General features: G+C 37.9%; 25 protein-coding genes. 3 read left to right on the forward strand and 22 right to left on the reverse strand.

Features of this window, described 5'->3' with window-relative positions; genetic code table 11:
- Nucleotides 1-22 precede the first annotated feature (22 nt).
- From minD to HPT25_RS00610, 20 genes are all read right to left on the reverse strand, one after another.
- A complete protein-coding gene (gene minD, locus HPT25_RS00515; RefSeq protein WP_173058491.1) occupies nt 23-826 on the reverse strand; it encodes a septum site-determining protein MinD in 804 nt (267 codons plus the stop codon).
- 1 nt (nt 827) lies between these two features.
- On the reverse strand, nt 828-1,508 hold the full coding sequence (gene minC / locus HPT25_RS00520; protein ID WP_173058495.1) for a septum site-determining protein MinC: 681 nt from the start codon (nt 1,506-1,508) through the stop codon (nt 828-830).
- A gap of 235 nt (nt 1,509-1,743) precedes the next feature.
- Nucleotides 1,744-2,262 carry a rod shape-determining protein MreD gene (mreD, locus tag HPT25_RS00525; protein WP_173058497.1) on the reverse strand — a complete coding sequence of 173 codons (519 nt, stop codon included), beginning with the start codon at nt 2,260-2,262 and terminating at the stop codon, nt 1,744-1,746.
- The gene (gene mreC, locus HPT25_RS00530; RefSeq protein WP_173058500.1) at nt 2,259-3,140 is read right to left on the reverse strand and encodes a rod shape-determining protein MreC; all 882 of its coding nucleotides are present in this window, start codon (nt 3,138-3,140) and stop codon (nt 2,259-2,261) included. The genes mreD and mreC overlap by 4 nt, the downstream gene beginning before the upstream one ends.
- A 12-nt stretch (nt 3,141-3,152) precedes the next feature.
- Complete coding sequence (locus HPT25_RS00535; RefSeq protein ID WP_173058503.1) at nt 3,153-4,169, reverse strand: rod shape-determining protein; 1,017 nt, start codon at nt 4,167-4,169, stop codon at nt 3,153-3,155.
- A 158-nt stretch (nt 4,170-4,327) separates the two neighbouring features.
- Entirely contained in the window at nt 4,328-5,017 is a 690-nt protein-coding gene (gene radC / locus HPT25_RS00540; protein ID WP_173058506.1) for a RadC family protein, read from the reverse strand.
- A gap of 29 nt (nt 5,018-5,046) precedes the next feature.
- Nucleotides 5,047-5,628, reverse strand: a complete 582-nt coding sequence (locus HPT25_RS00545; RefSeq protein WP_173058509.1) for a Maf family protein — start codon at nt 5,626-5,628, stop codon at nt 5,047-5,049.
- 217 nt (nt 5,629-5,845) lie between these two features.
- Nucleotides 5,846-6,919 (reverse strand): SPOR domain-containing protein, encoded by a 1,074-nt coding sequence (locus HPT25_RS29215; protein WP_173058511.1) that lies wholly within the window; start codon nt 6,917-6,919, stop codon nt 5,846-5,848.
- Between the two features lie 130 nt (nt 6,920-7,049).
- Nucleotides 7,050-7,805: a pilus assembly protein PilO gene (locus tag HPT25_RS00555; protein ID WP_173058514.1), complete on the reverse strand. Its 756-nt coding sequence runs from the start codon at nt 7,803-7,805 to the stop codon at nt 7,050-7,052.
- Entirely contained in the window at nt 7,802-8,605 is an 804-nt protein-coding gene (locus tag HPT25_RS00560) for a PilN domain-containing protein (protein WP_173058517.1), read from the reverse strand. Before HPT25_RS00560 ends, HPT25_RS00555 begins: the two co-directional genes overlap by 4 nt.
- Nucleotides 8,605-9,600: a type IV pilus biogenesis protein PilM gene (gene pilM / locus HPT25_RS00565; RefSeq protein ID WP_173058520.1), complete on the reverse strand. Its 996-nt coding sequence runs from the start codon at nt 9,598-9,600 to the stop codon at nt 8,605-8,607. Before pilM ends, HPT25_RS00560 begins: the two co-directional genes overlap by 1 nt.
- A 16-nt stretch (nt 9,601-9,616) precedes the next feature.
- A complete protein-coding gene (locus HPT25_RS00570) occupies nt 9,617-10,381 on the reverse strand; it encodes a prepilin peptidase (RefSeq protein ID WP_173058523.1) in 765 nt (254 codons plus the stop codon).
- A 12-nt stretch (nt 10,382-10,393) separates the two neighbouring features.
- Nucleotides 10,394-10,882, reverse strand: a complete 489-nt coding sequence (locus HPT25_RS00575; protein WP_173070773.1) for a type II secretion system protein — start codon at nt 10,880-10,882, stop codon at nt 10,394-10,396.
- Nucleotides 10,883-11,096: 214 nt separating this feature from the next.
- On the reverse strand, nt 11,097-11,603 hold the full coding sequence (locus tag HPT25_RS00580) for a type II secretion system protein (protein ID WP_173058526.1): 507 nt from the start codon (nt 11,601-11,603) through the stop codon (nt 11,097-11,099).
- A 92-nt stretch (nt 11,604-11,695) separates the two neighbouring features.
- Nucleotides 11,696-12,913 (reverse strand): type II secretion system F family protein, encoded by a 1,218-nt coding sequence (locus HPT25_RS00585; protein WP_173058529.1) that lies wholly within the window; start codon nt 12,911-12,913, stop codon nt 11,696-11,698.
- Nucleotides 12,906-13,955, reverse strand: a complete 1,050-nt coding sequence (locus tag HPT25_RS00590) for a type IV pilus twitching motility protein PilT (protein WP_173070775.1) — start codon at nt 13,953-13,955, stop codon at nt 12,906-12,908. Before HPT25_RS00590 ends, HPT25_RS00585 begins: the two co-directional genes overlap by 8 nt.
- A 12-nt stretch (nt 13,956-13,967) precedes the next feature.
- On the reverse strand, nt 13,968-15,629 hold the full coding sequence (locus HPT25_RS00595) for a GspE/PulE family protein (RefSeq protein WP_173058532.1): 1,662 nt from the start codon (nt 15,627-15,629) through the stop codon (nt 13,968-13,970).
- A gap of 26 nt (nt 15,630-15,655) precedes the next feature.
- The gene (locus tag HPT25_RS29220) at nt 15,656-16,996 is read right to left on the reverse strand and encodes a G5 domain-containing protein (protein ID WP_173058534.1); all 1,341 of its coding nucleotides are present in this window, start codon (nt 16,994-16,996) and stop codon (nt 15,656-15,658) included.
- Nucleotides 16,997-17,015: 19 nt separating this feature from the next.
- Complete coding sequence (locus HPT25_RS00605; RefSeq protein WP_173058537.1) at nt 17,016-17,753, reverse strand: PRC-barrel domain-containing protein; 738 nt, start codon at nt 17,751-17,753, stop codon at nt 17,016-17,018.
- Between the two features lie 75 nt (nt 17,754-17,828).
- Nucleotides 17,829-19,463 carry a hypothetical protein gene (locus HPT25_RS00610; RefSeq protein ID WP_173058540.1) on the reverse strand — a complete coding sequence of 545 codons (1,635 nt, stop codon included), beginning with the start codon at nt 19,461-19,463 and terminating at the stop codon, nt 17,829-17,831.
- Nucleotides 19,464-19,706: 243 nt separating this feature from the next.
- On the opposite strand from HPT25_RS00610, the gene HPT25_RS00615 reads away from it, so the two are divergent.
- From HPT25_RS00615 to HPT25_RS00625, 3 genes are read left to right on the forward strand one after another with little or no spacing between them, the layout of a single operon-like run.
- The gene (locus HPT25_RS00615; RefSeq protein ID WP_173058543.1) at nt 19,707-20,189 is read left to right on the forward strand and encodes a type II secretion system protein; all 483 of its coding nucleotides are present in this window, start codon (nt 19,707-19,709) and stop codon (nt 20,187-20,189) included.
- The gene (locus HPT25_RS00620) at nt 20,186-20,809 is read left to right on the forward strand and encodes a pilus assembly FimT family protein (RefSeq protein ID WP_173058546.1); all 624 of its coding nucleotides are present in this window, start codon (nt 20,186-20,188) and stop codon (nt 20,807-20,809) included. The genes HPT25_RS00615 and HPT25_RS00620 overlap by 4 nt, the downstream gene beginning before the upstream one ends.
- Nucleotides 20,810-20,821: 12 nt before the next feature.
- Nucleotides 20,822-22,390, forward strand: a complete 1,569-nt coding sequence (locus HPT25_RS00625) for a hypothetical protein (RefSeq protein WP_173058549.1) — start codon at nt 20,822-20,824, stop codon at nt 22,388-22,390.
- 14 nt (nt 22,391-22,404) lie between these two features.
- On the opposite strand, the gene HPT25_RS00630 is transcribed toward HPT25_RS00625, so the two are convergent.
- Both HPT25_RS00630 and HPT25_RS00635 read right to left on the reverse strand, forming a co-directional pair.
- Nucleotides 22,405-23,331, reverse strand: coding sequence for an ankyrin repeat domain-containing protein (locus tag HPT25_RS00630; RefSeq protein ID WP_173058552.1), 927 nt, complete (start codon nt 23,329-23,331; stop codon nt 22,405-22,407).
- A 155-nt stretch (nt 23,332-23,486) separates the two neighbouring features.
- The gene (locus tag HPT25_RS00635) at nt 23,487-26,966 is read right to left on the reverse strand and encodes an Ig-like domain-containing protein (protein WP_173058555.1); all 3,480 of its coding nucleotides are present in this window, start codon (nt 26,964-26,966) and stop codon (nt 23,487-23,489) included.
- Nucleotides 26,967-26,992 lie beyond the last annotated feature (26 nt).

Genomic DNA, 26,992 nt, shown 5'->3' on the forward strand with positions numbered 1-26,992 from the left:
TTATTTAGATTCGAAACTAGGATTAACGAACACCAAAGAATTTTTTAAATTTGCTAAACATGCTTTTATTTGGTTCTTCCAGCGGCTGAAGCGGAATCGATTCTCCGAGAATTCTTCTTGCGACATTCCGATATGCGATGGAAGCTTTACTGTTAGGATTCAGAGCAATTGGTTCGCCATGGTTAGATGCTTTAATAACCTCTTCATCATCCGCAACGATGCCAACCAACTCGATGGATAAGTGTTGTGTAATTTCATCAAGATCCAGCATATCACCACTTTTCATCATATGATTGCGAATACGGTTAACAATCAATTTCGGTGCATCCATATGCTGCTCTTTTTCTAAAAGACCAATAATTCGATCAGCATCACGTACGGCAGATACCTCTGGAGTTGTAACCACAATGGCTTTATCCGCACCAGCGATCGCATTTTTATAGCCTTGTTCAATACCTGCAGGGCAGTCAATGATAATATAATCATAATCCTGCTTTAACTCATCGATTAATTCTTTCATCTGTTCAGGGGTAACAGCAGATTTATCAACAGTTTGAGCTGCAGGCAGCAAATATAATAATCCATCAAAACGCTTGTCCTTAACAAGAGCTTGGTGAATTTTGCATCGTTTTTCTACAACATCTACCAGATCATAAATAATTCTGTTTTCAAGTCCCATCACGACATCCAAGTTTCGAAGGCCGATATCTGTATCTACCAGGCACACTTTTTTACCTTGAAGGGCAAGAGATGTCCCAATATTAGCAGAAGTGGTGGTTTTGCCTACTCCGCCCTTACCGGATGTAATTACGATTGCTTCTCCCACTTTATTGTCCCCCTTCTAATCTCGTTAAATTAGGCCTTAAATGAATTAAAGCTTGTAATCTATCAATGATAATTTGATGATCTTCATTTATGTAAGCACATTCCATTTCACGATGCTCATTACTTGGACTATGATCAGGAGCCCGGTTAATGCAGCCGCTAATCCGAATTTGGGATGGCTTCATGCTTGATGCGGCAATAACTGCTTCTTCATTTCCAAAACAGCCGGCATGGGCGATTCCCTTTAAAGTGCCCATGATAAAAATATTGCCGCCAGCGATCACCTCTCCACCTGGGTTAACGTCGCCAATTAACAATAAATCCCCTGCAACTTTCAGAACCTGTCCCGACCGAATAATTCTTGAAACGGTTACGACTTCAGCCTCTGCCTTTAATTGAAAAGCTTCCTCTTTAGTAATGACATTTGATTCAATATCATCTACAACTAGATTCTTTTTTTGACGGATTAATGCTTTTAGCTCTTCCCGTTGTTCTTCTGTTAAATATCTATTTCCTACCTCAACTTTTACACCGATAACGTGGCGATCTTCTTGTGTCCTTAAGGTGGCTGAAAGCTTTTGGTCGAGTTCCCGTTTTAATTCTTCATAGGAACAGACATCATCAAGATAAAGGACCAGTCCATCCTTCGTCCCCTTTATAGTAACATTTTGCCGATTTTTCATGGAGAAATTTTCACCTCATAATTTAAGAAAACAATATTGGAATAAGCCGCTATTCTTATAAAGGATGAACTTATTCCAATTGAATACACACCATCGTAATAAATTTCGACATGATGTATCTGTTCTCCTCTTTTTTTATGAAAACAGCCTTGCCTAATCCATTGGGATTTCACATCAACGTCAGAAATTGTATGCTTTGTGGGCAATTCGTCATTCTTATTTACCAGCTAAAGAATCATTCTCCATTCAGCACGGCAGCGTATTTTTCAAAATATCTTTTTAACGGATATCCTACAATCAATATAAAGGCTGCATTTAATAAAATCGTAGGATAGAATCGTAAGTGAAGAAAACTTGTAAAATCAATGTTAGCCACATGAATTAAATGCTCCATCTCATATGCCCCGATCTCTAACAAGGCAACCGCTGAAATGGTGACAAGAAAGATAATCAGCAAATTGGTGTGTAAAATATTCATGATTTTCGATACAAGATAACAGATAAAAGGGAAAAGAAATAGATAGATGCCTAGAATTTCGACATATACCATATCAAATAATAATCCAAATATCGCGGCATACAATAACCCCTGTTTCTTTCCAACAAAAATGGTCAATAAAACCATTGCAATGAAGAGGAAATGAGGGGACAACATCCAATTATGTCCGAAAACTTGATCAGGCAAGTACTGAACAAAAAGGCTCTCTAATAGAAAAAGAAAGACAAACAAAAGAGGAAGAAGGAATTTTTTCACAAGTCCTCCTCCTTCCCGCTTGTCATTTCTGAAACCTCCGGCTGAGTCATTAAACGTTTAATCACGATGACATTTTGAATATCATAAAAGTCAGCGCCAGGTTTTACTAATGCCGTTTGATTCAGCCCATATTGATCCGGCTTCACATCCACAACCTTCCCGATGACCAATCCTTGCGGAAAGATTCCGCCCAAGCCGGAAGTAATCACCGTTTGACCTTTTTCAATCGTAGTCCCCGCTGGTATTGATTTTACCAGCAACAGTTTTTGTTTATCATCAAATCCTTGCACAAAACCATAGATAGGCGTCTTTCCTTGGATGAGCGCCGAAATACGGTTCTTCGGATCCATTGCACTCAATAACTCTACTGTCGAACTAAACTGATTGACATTCTTCACTTTCCCAATCAAACCGCTTGCGGTCACAACCGCCATATTTTTTTTAATCCCGTTTAAATTTCCCTTGTCAATAATGATCATTTCATTCCAACGATCAGGATTCCTACCAATAACAGTCGCCGGCAGCGGATCATAATCACTCAAGGTCTGTTTTTCACCAAGTGTTTTTCGCAAGTCCTCATTATCTTTCTTCAAACTTTGCGCTTCTGCTTCGATACTGGCAAGTTTATCGATTTTTGATTTCAATGTCTTATTCTCTTGATAGGTATTTTCTAGGTCCTGAAGACTTGCAATTAAGCCTGCAAAATAATGAGTAGGTTTCGCCACCAAGGATTGCACCCAGCCGGTTGTGTCTTTAACAAACTGCTCCGGCCATGATAGCTTGCTCCTCTCCCTTAAAGAAAATCCGATCAATGCCACGAGAACAATCATGCTGACAAGCAAAATAATCAGACGTTTATTCAAGAAGAACTGTGGCATGATGTAACACCTCTATTTTTCTCTGGCTTTGTTTTTAAATAAGTGAATATGGTCAAGTGCCCTGCCTGTACCAATCGCTACACAATCAAGCGGATTTTCAGCAATCAGGACTGGCATCTTCGTTTCTTCACTGATGACTCTGTCCAAATTACGAAGAAGTGCTCCCCCGCCTGTAAGTACAATGCCACGGTCCATAATATCGGCAGCAAGCTCCGGCGGTGTTTTCTCCAGCGTATTCTTCACCGCTTCAACTATAGCATAAACCGTGTCATTTAGGGCACTAGCAATTTCTTTGGCAGTAATTTCTATTGTTTTTGGCAAACCGGTCAATAAATCACGGCCACGAATTTCCATATTATCAATACCATCTGGTGACCCTGCAGAACCAATTTCCATTTTGATGGTTTCTGCTGTCCGGTCCCCTATCATTAAATTGTAATTTTTCCTTATATAAGAAATAATGGAATCATCCATTTCATCACCCGCAATACGAATCGATTGACTGGTAACAATACCTCCCAAGGAGATAATGGCAACCTCAGTTGTTCCACCTCCGATATCGACTACCATGCTTCCGGTAGGCTCCCAAACAGGAAGATTGGCACCGATTGCTGCTGCAAACGGTTCTTCAATTGTGTAGGCATCTTTAGCCCCCGCCTGTCTTGTTGCATCAATTACCGCTCTCTCTTCGACTGCAGTAATTCCAGATGGCACACAAACCATTACATGGGCTTTTGAAAACATGCCCTTATTTTTTTGAGCTTGGCGTATGTAATGTTTCATCATGGCGGCAGTTGTTTCAAAGTCTGCTATGACCCCATCCTTCATCGGTCTTAAGGCAACAACGTTACCCGGAGTCCGTCCAATCATATTTTTCGCGTCATTGCCGACGGCTACAATTTGTTTTGTATCTGTTTGAAACGAAACCACCGATGGCTCTCGCAGTACAATCCCTTTTCCTTTTACATAAACAAGCGTATTAGCAGTCCCTAAGTCTATTCCCAGGTCTTTTGTTCCAAATCCAAACATAATCGTGTATCTCCCTTTCTGATCGAAATGCAAATTTCAATAGGCAGGTAATGGTTATTTCTATATCTGTCTATTTTAACTATTTAATCATTCTGCTTGAAGCAGTCCTAAAAAATCATAACCAATATTATAGCCTATCGTCAAATAAAATCATAGTATTATAAATGTCCTTTTTCCTTGAGACTGACAAACTTATTTTCACCGATAATTAAATGATCGAGCAGATCAATTCCAATAATTTTCCCGCACTCCGCCAGCCTTTTAGTCACCTCAATATCCTCGCGGCTTGGCGCGGGGTCGCCAGAGGGATGATTATGCACGGCAATGATGGAGGCAGCGGATCGTTTTAATGCTTCACGGTAAACCTCTCTTGGGTGGACAATGGAAGCGTTTAAACTACCAATAAATACCGTTTGTTTATGAATAACCTGGTTTTTTGTATTTAAGTACAAACAGACAAAATGCTCTTGTGACAAAAAACGCATATCGTTCATTACATATTTGGCTCCATCCTCCGGGGAGCGTATGACATATCGTTCATCGAAGGAAAGATTGGCCATTCTCCGCCCAATTTCAACTGCAGCAAGTATTTGGATTGCCTTTGCCAATCCAATCCCTTTTATCTCAGTTATTTCTTCTAATGTGGCAGATTTCAACAGTCTTAAGCCCTCAAAATGGTTTAAAAGTCGATTAGATAACTGTAAAACTGATTCATCCTTTGTTCCCGTCCGAAGTAAAATGGCAATTAATTCATGATTAGACAAACTTTGTGGACCATGCTGTATAAACCGTTCCCTTGGGCGTTCGTCTTGAGGAAAATCCCGAATCATTAATTTATTTGCAAACATTTTTATTCCTCCCTAGAGTTTATAGGGAGTTAAGGAATGTAATTTGGCTGCTCAAAGCCTAACCGTTGCAATTCCCGAATAGTCCGTGAAACAGGAAGGCCTACAACCGTAAAATAGTCTCCATTTATTTTTTTAACAAGCATACTTCCAAGCTGTTGAATGCCATATGCCCCTGCTTTATCAAACGGTTCCCCGCTTTTCACATATGACCGTATCTCATGTTCCGTTAACTCCCAAAACGTTACTTCTGTTCTTTCAAAAAATCTTGTACAACCTGATGGAGATACAATACACACACCTGTAAATACCTCGTGCTGACTACCTGAAAGAGATTGTAGCATCCGTACTGCTTCGGCCTCATCAGCTGGCTTTCCCAAAATTTGATTATTCGCAACAACAATTGTGTCAGCGCCAATTACAAAGGCAGCACTGTTTTGCTTAAAAACTGCACGGGCCTTACGTTCGGCTAATTCCATTACAACTTCTTCCGGTGGAAGCCCCGGATCAAAGCTTTCATCAACATCACTGCTTGAAATCGCGAATGATAAGCGGAGAGTTTCTAGAAGTTCTTTTCGCCGTGGAGAAGAAGAGGCTAATATGAGGTTTTGCATGTCATCACCTTACCTTTTTTGCTCCAAAGGGAGATACAATATAATCGTATCAGAATTTACACGAGCAAACAATTTCTATATGATTAAATTTTGATGATTTATGTCAAATTATGCAAGTTTTTTCTATATTCATTTTTTCATACATAAAAAAGCCTGCCTATCCAAACAGGCTTTATTTCCCGGAAAATTGTCTATGACAAGGTTTATGCTTCTAAAATTACAAAGAAAAATAGTACGATAAGTAATTTAACAGGTGCTGTTCTGCATCATTTAAACTCTTCGAATCTTTACTTTTTTGAAATGACATGATGTTTTCATTTGCACTGATTAATTCATCCTGCATTTTTTTCACTTTGCTGTTCTTGACATCTTTTGATGTTAATTGTTTCTGTAATGCGGTTATTGCTTTCAGAGAATCTTCTGGGAGAGCATTGGCAGTGAGAGCAGCTGAGGCAGCATTGGAAAGTGATTTATAGATTGCCGGCATGGTCTCAATGAAAGTCTTTTCTGTTGATGTGATGCCAGAAAGTTTCTTTCCATCAACGAGAAGTGGTTTGGCAAATGCATCTTCTGCACCGTTCTGTTTATATTGATCACATAATGACTTAGCTGTTTCAATTGAATCAGCAACACCAAGGAAGATATAGGTCTTTCCGTTCATGTCAATAATTTTCGCAGGAATCTGTTTTGCATTAAGCTGATTCACTGTATCTTTGGCTCCATCCTGAGATGAATAAATTCCGCCCTGGACGATATATGTAGTCATTTGCTCAATGGATGCGGATACCGATTTTCCACTGTCAGCAGTTCCATTTGTCTTGCCGGATTCTTCTGTCACAGCAGGCACCGTCTGCGTTTTTTTCCCCGGCTCATTGATCACCAGCTTCAGCATAAAAATACCGATTGCGGTTCCAACTAAAATGGCAAAAAAAGCAGAAACAAAGACAGGCCCAATGGCTCTGCCATTTTTCTTTTTGGCAAAAGGCGTAAATGATGCAATGTTCTTTTGCCCACCTTTTTTGGATAATGGATTCTTATTGACCATGTATGGTTCGAATTCATCATTAGAAGATTCGGGAATCACCCAATCAAAACTTTCATCAGCCGACTCTTGTGCTGCTGCCGTTTCTGAAACAACATCAGAACTTGGCGGGTCAGGACTTATTTTTATCACTCTAAGATTCGGCTTTTGATCTGCTTGTGGTTCGCTGCTTTGGAGATTTTCTTGAAATGTTTTCTGATCTCCGTTTATTCTAATCTTGATCGTACCGCCTTTTTTAGGGTTGTCCACATTTCGTTCTCCTTTCTCTTTTTATAGGGTAATTTCTTCCATCCTATCATATTTGATAAAAAAAATAACAAGACTTTTGTCGTCTTGTTATCATAGAGTTTCGCCAAAAAATTTATCGATTGTCATCATTCTAATTACTCATTACAGTTGGAAATTGCGCCAGAGGATTATCCTTCCCAGCAGGTGCAGGAGCATTCACTTTTGGCAGCTGTGCCTGTAACTCTTCTAAATTCGGCATATAATAGGCAGAAACCGTAAGATTAAAGGAAAAAGGCTGGATCGTTTGGTTAAGATTCGTGATTTCCAGATCTCCAGTATAATTTATTGCCTCCACTACCACAATTCGTTTTAAAGATTCAAGCGTGGAAATAAACGTTTCAAACTGATCATAGGATGGTGATTCCACTGATAATTGCACCGTCAGCTTTTTTATAGATGACGGGAGCACATTTGATGACTGTTGATTGGCAGTTCCTTGATTTGTAGCAGTTTGACCAGTTGTCCCGCTTGAATTACTGCTTTGATTCGTATTTTGTGTATTGGTTGCTGTGTCATTATCCTGTGAAAAACTCATTGATTTGATCGTACTATTAGAAATTGTCTCCGCCTTTTCCAGATCCAGGATAAACTGATCCTGCATAGGTTTTACTGGAACTTTCTGCTGTAAGTCAGTCGTATTTTCCATCGTTACGGAGGAAGCAGCCTTAGCAGAAGCATTCCGAGAAATCGTATTCAAAACTTTTTGTTCGGAACTTAAACTCTGCTGCTTTTGTGTCAAATCGTTTTTTAATGGAACTAAATAAAAAAACTGGAAATAGACAATGAATAAAACTAATAAAAGAATACCGATGGACACAATTAGTTTTTTTGAGAAATGAAGCTTCATGATCCATTCACTCCCTGCTCAGCAGTCCCATCATTCTGTCCCTGTTCCATCAGTTTCTTGGCCGCATCCTTATTTAATGTAATGGTAAATTGACCTGTATAACGCGGCATATAATCATTCGATATAGAATCAGCAGAACTTCCGGAAGAAGTAGTTTGTACTCCTGTATTCACCGCAGAGCTTACTGGAGCAGAAGTATTTCCAGCTGTAGAACTATTCGTCTGACTTGACGCTGTAGTTGTATGATCTGTTTGGTTATTAGTACTTGCCGCTGATGCAGTACTACTATTGGCTGCAGTACTTGAATCAGCCGAATTCGCGTTGCTGCCGGCTGTAAGTAATGTAAGACTTGCACCACTAATCCATTTGGCAGCATTGAGATTATCTAAAAAGTAGGCCGCGTCACTTGGTAAATCAAATTGAACGCTGAGCTTGATATCTCCTGAATCTGCATAGGTGAAATTCTGAATAAATCCGCGTTCAGGCAGCAATGCAACAAGATGCTGCATAACAGGAATGGTTTGGATAGGGTAATTCTTTGCCCAATCAACAGCAGCCTTTAATTGGCTGACTGACGTATTATTAGCACTATTTGAGGGCTTACTACTGATTTGTTCTTCTATCTTTTGAGTTTGTGAAATCTGCTGATCAACTGATTCGATACTTGATTTAACAGATTGAATTTGGAAATAAAAATAGCAGCCAAAAATTAAGAAAAGGGCGCCTAAACCAGAAGCAAAGATCCAAAATCGATATTTTTTCGGTTCTTTTTCTGGGAGCAGGTTGATTTCTACTAACATTATGTCACCCCTTTTAACGCGAGACCCAGTGTTAATAACAGATTAGCCGGCACGCCCCCCGTTTTCCCCTTCGAATTTGCCTCGTTATAGAGTGTCAATACGGGAATTTCAAATCTCTCTGCCACTTCATCTGCAATATCCTTTAACATCGGATGATCACCTTGCACAAGAAACTTTGTGATTTCCTTCTTTTTTTCTTTTAATGCATACTTATAAAAGTCTAACAATTTACTAATTTCTCGATATATTTCGTCAAATGTTATATCTAATTCTTCCTTATTGCCTTTATATTTGTATTCCTGCTTGCCCAGTGATCCGGGTTTGATTTCCCATGTTTCCCAATCATACGGCAGCGAAAATTGTCTCATGACAAGTGGAACTGTTCCTTCAAAAATGCAGAAATTTACGCTGGATAAATCAAACTGAATAGTAAAAAGCGCTTCTTCATGATCTGCCTGATCCAGCTGATCATATACACGATATAATGCTAGCGGCGAAATATCTGCTGCAAGCGGTTGAAGTTTTACCTGATTAAATAAATGAACATATTCGGATACTTGCTGTTCTGGCGCCGCGAATAACAAGACATCTTTGGTTTTTCCGTTATCTCCCATTAGATGGATATCAAATACGGGTTCCTCATAGGGCAAGTGAATCGTCGAGCCTAACTCCAAATATAAGTATCCCTTAATTTCATCATCCTCGATATCAGATGGAACCGATACTTTCCGGATGATCACCATTTGGTCGGGAACGATAAATCGAATTGATCGCCGTGATATTTTCCATTCATCAATACATTCTTCCAGGATATTTACCAATGATTCGTAATCAGCAATTTTCCCTTCTTGGATTAATCCTGGCGGCAAAATGCGTTCTCCCCATTTAAGTACAGTCAAGGGCTGAGCTTGCTTCAATTCCAAATAGCGAATGGAATGGTCATTTATGATGATGTTGATTATTCTTTTTTTGGGTGTAAGCAGGGAAAAAGCCATGTTAAAAACCCCTTATTTAAAATCCGTGATTAAGAAATGTTAGATATATTTGTATAATGTCTGAACCCCAAAAATAGGCTGTCAATGTTCCTGCAGCAATAAATGGACCAAACGGAATGGGCTGACGCCGTTTAACGATACTAAGCAGGAGAGCCAATCCGCCAAACACCGCTCCAAAGAAAGTGGAGAGAAAAAATGAGAGAAGGACAAGTTTTATTCCCAGCACAAGTCCCAGTAATCCATAAAGCTTAATATCACCGCCCCCCATACCACCTTTGGTGATGATAGCAATCACAAGAAGAAGAACAAAACCGGCAGCGGCCCCAAGAAGGCTGTCCCACCATGGAGAAAGCGGCCACATGATCCGCTCCAATAAAAAAATCCCTGCAAACCAAATAAGAATTTTATCAGGGATGATCATATACTGAATATCGGAGACTACAATAATCATGAACATTGAAATGAGTGTTAAGGCTACGAATAACTCCCCTGACCATCCTATTATATTTGGAGTAATAGCGAATAATAATCCTGTAAGGAATTCCATCATTGGATAGATAGGAGAAATCCGCGACTGACAGCCGCGGCATTTCCCCTTTTGCATCAAATACGAAAATACTGGTATTAATTCTAATGCTGTTAACTTGTGCCCGCAAGTTGGGCAGGCAGACCGTGGTTTTACTATTGATTTTTTCACAGGAACCCGAAGGCCGACCACATTGAAGAAGGAGCCTAGGGTGATACCGTATAGAAAAAATATGATTAAGAGAATTGTGTTCATAGTCTATTTGACTTAATTAACACTATCTCTGGATAATTTATCTTCAGAAACTGGAGTACCATCGGTATTCTTTACAGATCTGGTACCATTTGTCAGAAATACAGAGTATGAGAGTTTCCCTGAACTATCTGCAGAAATTTGAACATATGAACCACTAGAAGGTTTAGACGATCCCGCAGTTCCATCTCCTACAGCATATCCACTATTAGTTCCATCTGGATCTTTAACTGTTTCAACATATCCCTTATCTTCTAAATACTTTAATGTAACATAAACTGTAGCTCCATTAGCAGGTTGTAGTGTCGAATCCCCTGTAACAGCCAATTTCGCAGAGTTAATCATTTGTCGTGCATTGGCTACATGCGCATCCTTTTTACTATTATCAATCAACCCTAAAATACTAGGGATCGCAATGGCAGAAATAATCCCCAAAATAACAATAACGGCCAATAGTTCGATTAAGGTCATCCCTTTTTGATCTTTAAGTTTTTTCTTCATGATTTGTAACATATCTTCATCTCCTTATAGTTCTTTTAACCTAGTACAATAGTCTTCTCTATTATACTTTAAATAATCAGTAGATAAAACAAAAATTTGATGTTTTTGTCTTTTTTTATCCATTTCTGTCTATATATTAGCATAACATTTTATCAAATAATTTTTTTGATAAAAATATGGCATTTTAAGTTTATTAGTTTGCTAATAATCCGTATTCTTAATGAATATTATCCCTTGATAAATCAGACTCAGCAACAGGAGCCTTACTTTCTGTCTGAATCCCTCTTGCCGAGTTAACAAGCCGGACATAATAGACCAAACTCCCATTTGATGGGTTGACAATTAATACATAGGAATCATTTGTAGGCGCTTTTGAAACATCAGTTCCTGTTAAATCAGAAATGGAAGTACCTTTTGTAGTATAACTACTATTGTTGCCGTCGGGATCTTTAACCGTTTCTAAATACCCGCCATTCTCAAAATATTGCAAGGGAATGATTTTACTATTGCCTGCTGATGGCATTGCCGTTCGTTCAGAAGATATGACCCTTTTAGCAGCATCGATCATCTGCCGGGCATTCGCGATATGAGCGTCTTTTTTCGAATTATCGATTAAACCCAATATTGATGGAATGGCGATCGCTGAGATGATTCCAAGAATGACCACTACCGCCAGCAATTCAATTAGGGTCATCCCTTTTTGATCTCTAGCCTTTTTTAACACCTAGTCACCTCCCTCAAATAAAATAAAATGATACGCTCAGTAACATGAGTCTAACTATTTGAATTCTTTGAATAGATTTTCGGTATTTTGACCTATTTGTTTACTTGTTGAAATTGGTTGAAAATATCAAACATTGGAATCATAATCGCTGTTACGATCGTCCCAACTAGACTAGCTAGGATAACGATCATGACCGGCTCAATTAAAGACTTTAGCCGATCTGTCCCCGTCTCAACCTCTTTTTCATAAAACTCGGCAATTTTTGATAACATGGCATCAAGAGCCCCTGTTTCCTCGCCAATTTTAATCATTTGCGTTACAAGCGGAGGAAAAGCCCAATGCTTTTTCATTGGTTCTGTCATGGATTGTCCCTTTTCTAGGGATGCACGTGATCCCTGTATAACTTTGGCAATTACTTCGTTTTCCACGACCTTTTCGACAATTACCATGGCTTGCAAAATGGGTACAGAACTTGAGAATAATGAACTGAGAGTTCTCATCATTCTTGCCAACGCCGCTTTTTGAACTAATGGCCCAAATATTGGCATCCTTAATGCCGCATAATCCAAATAATACTTGGTTTTTAAATTACTTTTCAAATACGTGAACAAAATAACGAAAAGAATTATCAAAATGGCAATCAGCCACCAGTATGACTGCATAAAACCGCTTGCCGATAACACAAACCTTGTGATAGCCGGCAGTTTTCCATGAAGATCGCTAAACATTGTAACAAAAGTTGGAACAACAGAAACAAGTAAGAAAATAACGACTGCCACCGCCACAATCGCGACAACAATGGGATAAGAAAGAGCTGCAACTATTTTCTGTCTAGTAAAATGCTGCTTTTCAAAATGCTCTGCTAACCGGTCAAGCGTTACGTCTAAATTACCGCTCACTTCGCCGGATTTTACCATATTGATAAACATCGAGTTAAAGATTTTTTTATGGTTGGAAACAGCGTCTGATAAAGCTTTTCCTTCCCTTAATTCCCCTTCCACGTCCAATAGCGCCTTCTTTAATGCTTTACTTTCCGTTTGCAGCGCCATGATCGCTGTCGCTTCAACAACAGTAACCCCTGCTTTTAGCAAAGTAGCGAACTGTCGTAAATAGATCACAAAATGCTGGAGTTTCACTGGATTTCCAATAGAAAGATCTTTTGTTAAAAAAGTTTCCGGTAGTTCCGTCATTTCAATGACTCGAATTCCATCTTCCTTTAGCTTTGCCAATGCATCTCTTCGTGAACCTGCTTGTATAATCCCTTGCTTTTTCCCGGTTCGATCGCGCCCTGAATATTTAAACCTAGCCATTTTGCATCATCTTTTCATGTAAATATTGAACTGCTGCATCCTTTTCAATAATTCCACGATCAATCAATTCTCGAATACTCATTTCAAGTGTATGCATCCCCTGTGCTCTAGAAGTCTGGAGCGTACTTTGAATTTGATGAATTTTTTCGTTCCTGATCAAATTCGCTATTGCCGGGTTATTTACCAATACTTCTGTTGCCGCTTTTCGGCCTTTTTGATCTGATGTTGGGAAAAGACGCTGTGAAATAATTCCAACCAACACAGATGCTAACTGGGTCCGTACTTGCGGCTGCTGGCCAGATGGAAAAACATCAATAACCCGGTTAATCGTAGTCGGTGCGCTTGAAGTATGGAGTGTCCCCAAAACAAGGTGACCTGTTTCTGCTGCGGTAATCGCAGTCGAAATCGTCTCCAGATCCCGCATCTCTCCCAAAAGAATAACATCAGGGTCTTGTCTAAGTGCTGCTTTCAATCCAGCCGCATATGTCATCGTATCATAGCCTATTTCACGCTGGTCGATGATGGAATTGCCGTGCCGATGCAGATATTCAATGGGATCTTCCAATGTAATGATATGCTTCCGCATGGTCCGGTTCATATAATCGATCATCGAGGCAAGCGTAGTCGATTTACCGCTTCCTGTTGGACCGGTAACCAAAATAAGACCATGTGGTTTTTCGATTAACTTTGTAATGATTTCCGGCAAGTCCAGTTCTTCAATCGTTGGTGTTCTGGATGACACCGTTCTTAATGCTAGTGATATACTTTTGCGCTGGTGGAAGGCATTGACCCTAAACCGGGATATTCCAGGAGAGCCATAGGAAAAATCCAGCTCACCCTTTGATTTAAATAACTCCCACTTATCTTCAGGTATTATTGCTTTTGCCATACCTTCTGTATCTGCAGGCAGCAATTTCTCGGTTCCGTATCTTTTTAAATCGCCATTGATACGCATAACAGGCGGAACCCCAACTGATAAATGCACATCTGAAGCTTTATATTCAACAGCAGCTTTTAATATTGCATCTATTTTTTCCTTCATCATCTCTATCTCCTACTCCAGCATGGCTACACGTAAAACTTCTTCAGTTGTTGTTAAGCCTTGTTTAACCTTTAATAGTCCATCATCAAGCAAAAAGATGGTTTTATTCTTTATCGCAATTTCTTTTATTCTTTGAAATGATTCCCCATTCATAATAGAACGACGAATCTCTTCATTAATAACCAGAACTTCATGCAAGGCAATCCTGCCTTTATAGCCGGTCATATTACAAGAGGAACAACCTTTCCCCCGATGTATTTTTTCAATTTTCAAACCTCTCTTGGCGAAAATTTCAATCTCGCGTTTCGATGGTTCTTGTGCTTCCATACAGTCGCGGCATACTCTTCGAACGAGACGCTGAGCTACGATACCAGCCAGTGAAGATGCCAGCATGAACGGTTCTACCCCCATATCAAGGAGCCGTGTAACCGTACCAATCGAATCATTTGTATGCAAGGTACTTAATACTAAATGTCCAGTCAGCGAAGCACGAATGGCGACTTCAGCTGTTTCAGTATCCCGAATTTCTCCCACCATAATAATATTAGGATCTTGACGAAGAATAGAACGCAGACCGGCTGCAAAGGTCATACCGACATTTTGATTCACTTGTACTTGGCTGATTCCTTCCAGCTGGTATTCTACTGGATCCTCGATCGTAATAATATTGACCTCATCATTATTTATTTTGTTAAGTGCTGCATAAAGGGTCGAAGATTTACCTGAGCCCGTTGGCCCGGTGATAAGAACGATCCCTGTTGGTTTCTCAATTAGTTCGGTAAACCGCTTTAAATTAAGCGCATTAAAACCGATCTTATTAATATCACTTAAAGTTGAGCTCATATCAAGAAGCCGCATAACAATTTTTTCGCCATAAACTGTGGGAAGTGTGGAAACCCGCAAATCGATCGGATGAAACTCAAGATTCAAATTAATTCGTCCATCTTGAGGAATACGGTGTTCGGTTATATCAAGATTAGCCATAATTTTAATTCTGGCGGTTAAAACACTTAACATGGATTGCGGTAGAATGCGATCGATCCTTAAGACCCCGTCAATTCGATAACGAACAAGAATTTTAGTTTCCTGCGGATCAATATGGATGTCACTTGCACGTTGGATCACAGCGTTTGTTAAAATCTGATTGACTAGTTTAACGATCGGCGAATCCTGATCATTAGTATCATCCGTTCTGCCTCTTTCATTTTGCGGCAATTCAACCAATAATTCGTCCAAACCATCGTCAGCATTATAGTATTTATTAATCGTTCGTAAGATATCACCTTTTGTGGAAATAGCAGGCTCAATATGAAATCCAGTCGACAGACGCAAGTCATCAATCAGAATAAAATCCATTGGATCCCACATGGCTACATAAAGTTTATTTGCTTCCCGTTTAAGCGGAACGATTAATTTTCTTCTCGCTGTTTCTTTTGGAATAAGAGTAAATAGTTTCGTATCAAACGGATAATGGAATAAACTAATATGTGGTATTCCAAGCTGAAACTCTAGTACTTCTATTAATTGTTGCTCCGTTATATAACCTCTTTGTAATAATGCCTCCCCCAGCTTTTGATTTGGGGTTTTCTCTTTTAATGTAGTTTGAAGCTGATCTTCTGTTAAAAGACCAGCTTCCACCAATAAATCTCCAAGGCGTTTTCTAGGCTGAATCATTGACATCACACCTTTTTATGCAAATATCACTTAGTGCTTGTAACTGGTGGTTGTTTAGTACCCGATTTATTAGACGGCTCTTGTGTACTGCTTTCTCCAGAGTTTGCTTGATTCGTAGATTGTTCATTACTAGACTCGGTCACAGAATTAGAAGTATTGGCACCAGATTCCCCATTACTAACTTGATCAGGCGAACTCAAGTTGGAAGAAGTGCCAGTTTCCACAAGTGGATGGATTTCTACTCTAGGAACAGGAGGGTAGAAATCTTCTGAAATCAGTTCATTATGCACTAACAGTCCATTTTGATACTCTTTCCGGTAAACCTTGACTAACAACCCTTTTTTTCCGGCAACCTGCACATTTATCTGTCCCTGATTTAGGATTGGACTATATTGAACAATGGTTTTTGGAGAAAAATATTGAATATTTCTAGCATCAATTTTATAAGTGTTTGCAAACTTCTGCCCAAATAATGTGATATGCATTCCATCTGAAAGCCATTCTAATTCAATTTGATACGAATTATGATTAGGATTGGCAAACACAAAATCGTCATTTTTCTGGAGATCTACTTTCGCTTCAAATCCCGGTGAGGTATATTCTGGAACTGCCTGACTTGTATTTCTCTCTAAAATAGTGAAGTTTGTTTGTAAGATCGCCTGATAAATACCTGATGCGATGATACTCAAGGAATCGGATGAGAAGTCTTGCATTTTTTTCTGCTCTGCAAAGCTCAATAGTGAGAAGGTAGATTGTCCTTTCACATCAATGGACTTAAGAATACCAACCGCAGTTGGCAAATCCTCTGGAGCATTTGCTGGATTGATTTTGACATCGACGAGAGCAGCGGACTTTGCACTGTTTGAGAAATATTCTTCCAGTCTTAATTCATAAACACCAGGATGTAAATCTGCCGCAAGGCTCACAAGCTGGTTCATAAGTTTTTGCTTATTAATTTGACTGAATGTAACATTCGACTGAAAAGAATTTAGCGTTTTAGTAAATGATGACTCATTAATGGATGTGCTTACTGGATTATTTTGTCCGTTATTTACATGATCTAAAGTTGCTTTTGCATTAAATACAAATGATTCTGTATCTACCGGGATGGATTTATTATTATATCGAAGAACAATTTTCGAATTTTTGATCCAATCAGAAATTTTCGCATTTATTTGTTTTACTGCCTCATCTTTTGTTTCTCCAGCAATACTGATCGTTGCAACTGAAGTACCTGCCGGAAAAACAGTAGCATTGGAATGGAATAAGCTATATGCCTTTACCCCTAAGTGGGAGAAACTATAGACATAGGCAGTACAAAGAATAAGAACAATAAAAAGCTTTAAGCTTTGTGGGATCTTTCTCACACCAATCGGCTCCTTGAACTTATTCTTCCACATTCATTGACAATTCCACTAGCACTTCAGGACCTTCTTGCTGAGCTTTGATAATATCTGGTGCTGTAAGAATCATTCCTTTAGGGAATAGAATATGACCATTTTGGTCTAATACATCACGAACTAAGGTTTTCCCCTTCAGCAGCTCAATTTGTTTAGATTTTAATTCCTGTAGATCCTGGTTTGCTACATCTATTTCTTCAACTGTTGAATCACTTGCTGTATTATTCTCCAACATTTCCACAGAGTCTAGGTAATATGAGGAAGCATCTTCCTTCACGATGATAATGTCTTTTCCAAAGGTAACCACCATATCTGCTGATAAAACAACTTGGTGGTTTGCCACTTTTAACAGCATGCCAAGAATGTGACCTGTTTCTTGATCAATAAAATATTCTTGGACTTCTCCTAAAAGCTCTCCTTTTCGGGTCATCACTTTTGTGTTGGTAATTTTTATTTTTTTGTTCACCAGTTGATTAGCGACAGGGATTTCATTTAAATCAATGACAGCACTTTCCGCTTCAATGGTAACAGCATATTCTCCAATACCGACTACTTTTTTAAACGGAATTGCTTTCACGCTTACTTGCCAATCATCATGTTCAATAGTTAAAAAATCAACGGAGCCTTTATCAGGATTAATCACCAATGATTTAACTTTCCCCAACTGGCTGCCATCAGAAATATTTATAATCGGCAATTCTGTAATTTGCGTACTTTTCTTCATTCTGTTCACCACACCTAATTCTATTAGTAACGAATCTTATTATATATGAAATATATTTAATTGCTTACTGACAATTTACTGGTTATTTTGGCAATAATGCCTATAGATAAATTCTACTTGTTTTTCAAGGATCGGATATCCAGCTATTTTTACCATCATATTATTTATTAATGCTTCAAGCTTCATGTAATCTTTCGTATGAATATAATGCTCAATTAACATGCTGGCAAACGTAAAGTAATCATGGGCAGATAATTTGGCATTCATATGGTTTTGAACTAGTGCTTCATACTCCAATGGATCCATTGTCTTTTTGACAATTTTCAATTGCGAAACCATAGTATGCAATAATTGTCTTTGCAAAATGATGGCACCTGAATGTGATATTGACATCATTTGCTCTTTTGTTTCAGTATTCTCCAATTCATCTGGAAGATTACTTTCTATCTTCCTCTCGCTGGTTTGATTGGATGCTTCATTTGTGAAGTCGAAGGATTGAACTGAAACATTATTTTCATTTGCAAGTACTGGTTCTTGTTTAAGTTGTTCATATTCAATTTCACTAATATCATGTTGATTGAATAATTCATTTTCTACACTCGTAACATGATCGTGCGCGAATCCTTCATTTTCTGCTCCGATCACATCCTCAAGGACAGGAAGCACCTGCTCAAGCTCTATTTCATGTTCTTGTTCTGCCGGAATATTTTTATTACTATTTGAATCCTCTTCCAGTTCTTCCACCTTGACGATTTCGGTTGCTGCAGCAGTTTCGATATAAGATGGCATTAGGTCAGAATATAAATGATTAAGCTCATCTTCCAGCAGCCCCAAATCATGCAAACGTAATTCATCAGTTTCAACCGTTTCAACAGAAACTTCAGAAACCTTGTCAATATCCTCCTGTTCGCCAACAGGTTCTAACGGATCCGTAACCAACAATTCTTCAAGAATGGACCCCAGATCATTTTCAATTAAAGTATGTTCTAATGCCCCTTCTGTATCAACTAAAGATAAAGTATCAGTTTCTTCTATATCAGCATGCAACAGGGCCGCCGATTCGTTCTCATCCGTATTAGGATCAGTATTGCTCAACATCTCTTCTAATTCCGCCAAATAATTTCCATTTGATTCAACCATCTCAAAATCATCTGTTATTGGTAAATCAGCTAACGGCTCTATATCCACTTCAGACTTAAGAGAATGTTGTTCTCCCCAATCTTCCAGTATTTCCATTTCAGTTGGTTCATCTACCGCATTACTTTCATCTGAACTAGTTCCTAAAGCGTTAAATACAGCATCTGTAGATATCAAAATCTCTTCTGGAGCTGCATCTGTGCGATCTTCTTCATTCTTAAGGGGCATTAGCTCTTCCATAAAGATCGGTACAGTGGATTCCATTTCATCTGCAACGATCGGATCCTCTTGCACAATTGGAAGCTCTTCTTCCTCTTCAGTTGCAAACGAAGAGGATAGAATACCGCCCATTCTTCGATCAAGAATAAACGAAACGAGTCCAACAAGTATCAAAATCAAAATGGCGAGTTCCCATAATGGAAGGAAGGATTGGGCAGAAAGTCCTAAAATACCGAGTAAAAAAGAAAGGAACATGATCAACCATTTTCCTCGCGTGGATATGCCAAGAGGCAAAAAATATACAATTGGGATTAAGATCACAAGTGACCCGAATGCCCAAAGAAAGTTCTCCATTTCTACACCCCTTTCCAATTGAATTTATTTTTTAAATGAGATTATTTGACAAAAAGAAACAATTAACTATGTTTCTCTATTTAAAATAACATTTTTCGACTAAAATTATTGTATAATAAACTTAGGTATTTTGAAAGATAACAATGGGAATATTACAATATTTTCTTTTGATTAACATCAAAATTTAATCGTTTTGACTATAAAAATTTGATTTGCTCTATTACTGGAGGTGCGGCCACCCAAATGTCACTGTTATTCAAAAATAACAAAGGTTTATCCCTCATTGAGGTATTAATTTCCATAACCATCCTAGGAATTATTTCAACTACTTTTCTTTCCTACTTTACACAAGCGTATTCCTACACAAATAGAAACCAAGATCAGACTGTTGGAATCAACGTGGCACGGAATGTTTTATATTATATGGAACAGCAGGACTATCAGACTATTAAAGATCAATACTTCCCTGCAAACTCCAATTCAAATGAAATCCAATTAACCGTAGATAACTGTAATGATTCTGTTTTTGATTCACCAGTATGTAAAGGATTCTTTTCAACCAAGATAAATAATGTTGATTATTCTACGAATGTTACTTTGTCCAGAAACGTAGAAAATTATAGCAATGGAACAAATCCGGATTTAAGCAACTACTTAATCGGTGTAGAAGTGCAAGTCAATTGGAAGGATCAAACAAGAACAGTAAGGGGTTTAATAAAAAAATGAGAAAACTTCTTACAAATGAAGGCGGCCTTACTTTGATTGAGGTCGTTGCTACAGTAGTGATTACGGCTATCCTATCTGGTGTCATTTATAGCGTCTTTACAACTGGTATCAAACTCTATCAAAAAATTGGTATTGAAGGGCAGCTTAGAGATGATGCAGATTACGTCGCCACCATCATCCTTAATGAAATGTATAACAGTCCGCCAAATGTGGTTTCGGAATATGAAAATCCGGAAACAGGAGCGCAAGGAATTGAAATGATCCGGTATAAACCCAAAAATGTAGATGGATTTTTAGTAGAGGATTCCACAGAAATTGAAGATCACACACTTATTTATAAGGAAGATCAAACATTTTATATCGAAAAATTGAATGCTCAAAATACTTCCATCTCAAAGAAAAAAATAGACACAGCCAACGCCATTAATACGGAAACTCAAGATGGCACAAATAGTGAAACTTCCTTTATCTCTCTTGGTTCTTGTACAATGGAGGATTCCACTCATAAATGCGAGCATGGACGGATATCATTAAATCTCGTTCTTCAAGATCGTAATTCAGAGAATAACAGTTTCATAAATACGAAACCATTAATTTTAAAAAGTTCATTCGGCTTCTAAAGGGGAATTTTCATGCTAAAAGAGGAAAAAGGTTATACACTCCTAACAGTTATGCTCATACTTCTCGTTTTCACGGTTCTTGGACTTTCCATCTTAACAGTCAGTATTAATGGTGCCAGTCGGACGGAGATCAGAAAAGAAAGCATTGAGGATAATCTTGATGCTATTCGGAATCTAAATGAAGCAGTGGCATATATTAAAGCAACAGTGAATAATAACTATAATCCTGGTATGAGCATTGATGATTTTAGTCAATTCGTTACAAACAATCTTTTAAATAACCCATATGGATATCAAATAACAGATGTCCGGCCTGATTTAAAACAATTTACCAGGGTTCTAAATGTTACAAGCCAAACAAAAAAAAGCGCAGCTTTTCAACAAACGGTTTACATAACACCGATGCCAAGCTTTCTTAAATATGCGATCGGTTCACGAGATATTTTAACCATTAATGGTTCGCTTTATTTAAAAGAAGGAAATATCTATGCGAAAAACGGTTTGGAAATCAGCAATCAAGCAAAATATATTTATGGAGATTCACAAAAAGAAGTTGCTACTACTTTTCCTTCCGTTCTCAGCAATTCGCAAAATTACCTTTTTCTTGATGACAATAATGTTTCATATTGTAATTACGTAAATGGTAATTGTTATAACGGTGGAATAAAACAGGCTTTCCTGCCGCTGGATACCTCAAAAATAAATAGTGTGTTCGACCCCATTGCACCGACAGTTGCAAAAGATGATACTGACTTTGTTGAAGTGGACATTGTAAAGACATTCATTGATAAATTAAAAAACTGCGGCATAATCGATCCCGGATTTAATGTCTCCAATTTGTCTAGCGAAGCATTAGTAAATCAGGCAATCGACTCCATAAACGAGACGGCAAAAAGCGGAACTCCAGATGTCCAAGTTATTACTGATTTTAATAACTTAAAAAACACTGATTCACTAAAGAGTTACATTTATAATGGGGATGCTTATATCGATACAAATAATCTATCGATCGATAACTCAAAGTGGCTTGTCATTAATGGGAACGCCAATTTCGAGAACAGTGGGACTGACACCATGAATGTATCAGGAAATATTCTTGTGACAGGAAATGTTTCCATAAAGGGCAAAGTGGCATTTAATTCTACGATGTATGTATTAGGAAAGACAACTATTGATAATGTTGACATTTCCGGTTTAGACAATGGTGAATTAATTCTAATGTCACAAGGAACCCTGGAAATCGCAAAATTAAATAAATTTGTTAATCCTGACAGTTCCAACTTGGATCAGGTTAACTCCATCAAAGCTTTTTTATATACAAATTCAGATGCAGTGGTGTATGCGATTGGATCTTACATCAATATTGACGGCGGGCTTTTTGCTCATGGAAATTTAGAAGTCAATGCATTCAGAGGAAAGACCTACGATAATAATACGGATTTACATTTCGAGCCAGAAACAGATGAAAAAGCTTCTCGACTTATCATCCAAAATAACAAAAAACTATTTTTAAATCATGCAGAAGGTTTGCCAAAAGTGGATCAACTTGAGGTGTTGACTGATTTGATGAAACAAAATTAGAGGCTGACAAAATGTCAGCCTCTTTTTAATAACTTGATGATCTCTTCATGTTTCCAATGCATAGCATAATCCAGTGCCGTTTTTCCTTCCTTGCTTTTTAATGCTGGACTTGCCCCATTTTGGAGCAGCACTTTAACGATTTCCGGGAACCCATATTCTGCAGATATCATTAAAGCCGTTTTCCCTTCATTATTTTGAACATTAATTCCCGACTTATCCTGTTTTAGAAGATAGGAGATAACCTCCAGTTTATTGTTCATTGCAGCGCCATAGATTAAGCTGTTTCCTTCATTATCAATATCTACATTTGAATGATGGTATTTGTATAATACCTTTACTGCTTCTAAATTTCCTGCCTTTGCAGCAATCAATAGTGCCGTTTCTTCTGTTTTATTTTTAATCATTGGGTTGCTGCCTAGTTGAAGTAAATAACGGATAATATCAGGATTGCCTGTTATGGCTGTCATTTGCAATGCTGTATTCCCCATATCATTTGTTGCATTAATATTGTTTCCTTTGTTTTTACTAGCAAGTTTCAATAAATTTATCGTTTCTTTTATCGTTCTAGGATAATACGGATCTCCGACCGAATGACTATAATCATCTAATGTCGAAACAATTTGCACAAATAAAGGCAAATGAATTTTGTTATTTGTCTCTGCACCATTTTTTAAAAGAATGACAGCTGATTCTAGTGAACGATCATTCAGCGCCGTCTCTAATGGCGTTAACCCATCTTTTGACAGAAAATTAAGCGGGTACTTTTGATCAATCATTTTATGGATTCGGGCTGTATCATTCTGATGGATGGCATTAATCAGTTCTTTTTCTTTTTCTTCTTTTGATTTGCCATTAAAAACTCCTTGAAAAATCAGTAGTACTATAATTCCGGCAATCATGATGATCGTAATAATTAATCTGAATATTTTGGTCTTGTTCATCTTAGAAGCCCCTTTTGATGGTTTGGCTCTGTTAAACTTTGCAGCAGATTTTCGCTTCAATCAACCACTGGAATCATCCACAACCTACTTTAACATAGTCTATAGTTTAAATAATGAGAAGCCATAACGAATGTCATGGCTTCTTATTATGCATTTTAATACTTGTCATTCCCTTGATTCCCATTATTTTGGTCAATGACATTTACTTTTAAGATGGTAGAATACGCGTTACCGGCGTCATCGTGGACAGTGATGGAAATATTAGCACTTCCTAATCTTTTGGCAAAGATTTGGCCGGTTGAATCTACATCCACAATATAATTATTGGAGGTTTGGTATGTTATACCAGCTTTAATATTTGTGGCATCCGATGGATTGTACACTATGAAATTACTTGCATTTTTACTATTATCGCCTTTTATAATGCTGATTTCGGGAGGATTCGTAATGACCCCTATTAACGGTGAACCCACAGTTACATTCACAGATGTTTGAGCATTTCCGTCTTCAGAAGTGATGATAATCTTGGTTGTTCCTGTAGATTCCCCTCTAATCCTGCCATTTTCTAATACATCTGCAATGGAAGGATTTAACGACTTCCATATTAAATTCTTATCCGTGGCATTATCTGGCTGAACATTAACTATAAAGTTAGTGAATTCATCTAACTTATTCAGTTTAATATCACTTGGCTGAACCGAAATATTGTTGACAAGGACATTGTTAATCGTTAATTTTGCCTTTTGGGTGATGACATTGCCATCAGCATTTATTCCACTCACTATTAAGTTGGTGGTACCTGACTTTAGTCCCGTAATCGTAAATTGATCCTTATCGATCGTGGCTAGACTTGGATCTTCTACTGAAATGGTAATTCCATATTTAGCATCATCTGGTGTTACTGTTATTGGCAGTGTTTTTGTTTCGCCCACATTCATCGTAAGGTCTGATACATTAATAGATTGAACTGGAACCCTGACGGTGACATAGGTAGATGCCTCTTTGACATTGCCAAATACATCCGTTACTTTTACCTTAACGTATCCAGCACCGGTCGAATTTGCTGTCACTACCCCTGTATCTGGATCAATCGACAAAATGGTATTATTGGTCGTCTCTGACCATTTAATCTCTTTAATCCCTGCATTTTCTGGTGATATTTTTAAATCTAAAGCAAAGTTTTTCGGTACACCTTTATTTAAGACCACACTATCAGGCAATTGAATATTAGTAATTGCATAATCTGATCTTGCCGTAATTGCATTAAATTGAGCTGTTTTTGAACTATTATCTATATCCTGATAACTAATACTTGCATTATTCAGTGTAAATTGATTCTTTTCTCTTGGAATCACAGTGACATTAAATGTTACTGGTGAAGCAACGTATTTATCATCTGATTTCGTATAAGTAATAGATGGAAGATTCCCTTGAATTGTATAACCGGTAGATAGATCGCCTGTTTTGCTAAATCCAGCAGGTACAACAACATCCATATTCGCTGGGAAGCTCTCCGAATACTTTATACCTGAAATGGTAACCGTATTTCCAAGTTTCTGTGTGACTGTACCAGTTAGATCTTGCGGATTAATTGAATAATTCAAGTTAATTTCCTTATTAACAGGAACAATATCACTTGTTGATGCTGTCCTGCTGACTTGTAGCGGCGCTGTGACTTTTTGTATAGTAAGATTCAGCACTTTCTCAGACTTTGCCCCGCTCTTATCCATTGCGTCAATTTTTAACACAGCGGTTCCGCCATTTGGCATTCCATGGTCAATAGATTGAACTACGGTGGAACCATTTGCTAAGTTATCTGCTGAATAAACTAAATTATCATTTAAATACACTTGAGTCGAAACACTCTTATCTTTTAAATCAAAGTCCTGGATATTATAAGCCAACTCAATTTTTTGATTTGCTGGAATAACATCACCATCACTAGGTGTCATTACCGTAAGAACAGGTGCATGATTCGACCCAAGGAAAGCTCGGTACATGGTATTCACAAATAATTTTTGTTCATCATCTGGGAATCTCGAAGATGTATGGCCCGTACCTGAATAGGTGACATTCCCCTTTGAATACGTATAATAATGGTTCCAGCTATCGTTGGGATCTCTATTGCTTCCAATAATGTTATACCAAGGCGTAATAGTGGGATCTTCCAAATTTAACGTATAATACTGATTATGGGTGGTTGCAATTTGGATATTTTTGCCCAAAACAAACGGATATTTTGTCATCATCCCATCGTTTACTTTATTTGTTTGTGTAGACGTATTAGGTGCCTGGTACCCTAAGTTCGTTTGCGGTGAAATTTGCCCTGTATCATTCATAAAAGTGCTTACCCACAGATTATTATCAGTTGAACTGCTCTTAAAGATCGTATCGTGTGTAAACATGACGCTTTGATTTGTTTTAATAAAGTTTTCAATGGAATTTGCTGAATTCGGATTGAGTACAGCTGTCTCATTGTAAACATCTGAAAATCCAAAAATCAGCATATCATACTTGCCATTCACCGTTTCATGAGAATAAGGAGCTGTAGCGCCAGCACTTTTATTAAACTGATCAATGCTTGTTACATCAATATTAATCTTATATTCGCCTGATGATGGATTTAAGTAGGATTGATTCATGTTATATGAGCTCAATAGGCTGGAGTCATCATTGGCATTTCTTTTTACTTGAAGTACATTTATATCCACTCTTTTATCAACAAAGTAAATAGTTCCCTTTAGGTAATCTTTAAGATTAGTCCCCATATCAATGACTTCAAGCTTCCAATTGCGGATCCCGCTGTATCCTCTAGGCAGTGTATAGCTGATAGTCGTGCTTGTATTTGTAATCGGCTGTTCAAGTACAATTTCTGACGGATCATATTTATCATTAAAATCAGAGTCTATGTACAACCTTACCCTTAGATCCTTTGCCTGAATATTTGATGGCTTCAGAAGATTAAAGTTGAACTGGAGGTTATCTCCAGGTTTATATTTTTGGCTTAATTCGGATGGGCCTGAAGTAAGGGCAAATCTAGGCCTGACAAGATTACTGGAATTGCTAAAGAAATTAGAAAGTAAACTTGCTGCCTGCTGTTGATTGCCTTTATAGTGAAGTACATTAGGTTTATTAAAGTATTTGGTGAAATTCGCCAAATTCCCATTGTTATTTATACTATTCTCACCAAGTAATACTGGTTGACCTTTATTAATAAAATCGTTAATAATTTCCTGAGATCTTAAATTTGTAATATCATTTAATAGATTCGTTGTATTATGTGCCAAAGCGCGGATATCATAGTCTGTTTTACTAGGATATTGCTGCTTCAGTTCACTGATATAGGCTGCTACCGTTTTGGTAGAATATGTTCCTCCATCTGGAATGGCAATAGCGTCATATTCACCATCAAGTTCATCTCTCGAAGCAACAAATTGTTTCATGGTTATAGTTGTAATCGAATAAATATTGCTGACTAATACACTCGCCAGTTTCGAAGAACCGGTATCCACAATCTCTAAAACTTTTATTTTAGGTGTACTGGCGGTATCTGCTTTTGCTTGCTCATTATATTTCGGAATTATGAAGGAAAATAAAAGCAGTATCATAGAAAAAATTGATACAATTTTCTTCATCCCTTTCTCCCCTTTCTAGTTCTTTC

The organism is Neobacillus endophyticus, assembly GCF_013248975.1.
Classification (GTDB): domain Bacteria; phylum Bacillota; class Bacilli; order Bacillales; family Cytobacillaceae; genus Neobacillus; species Neobacillus endophyticus.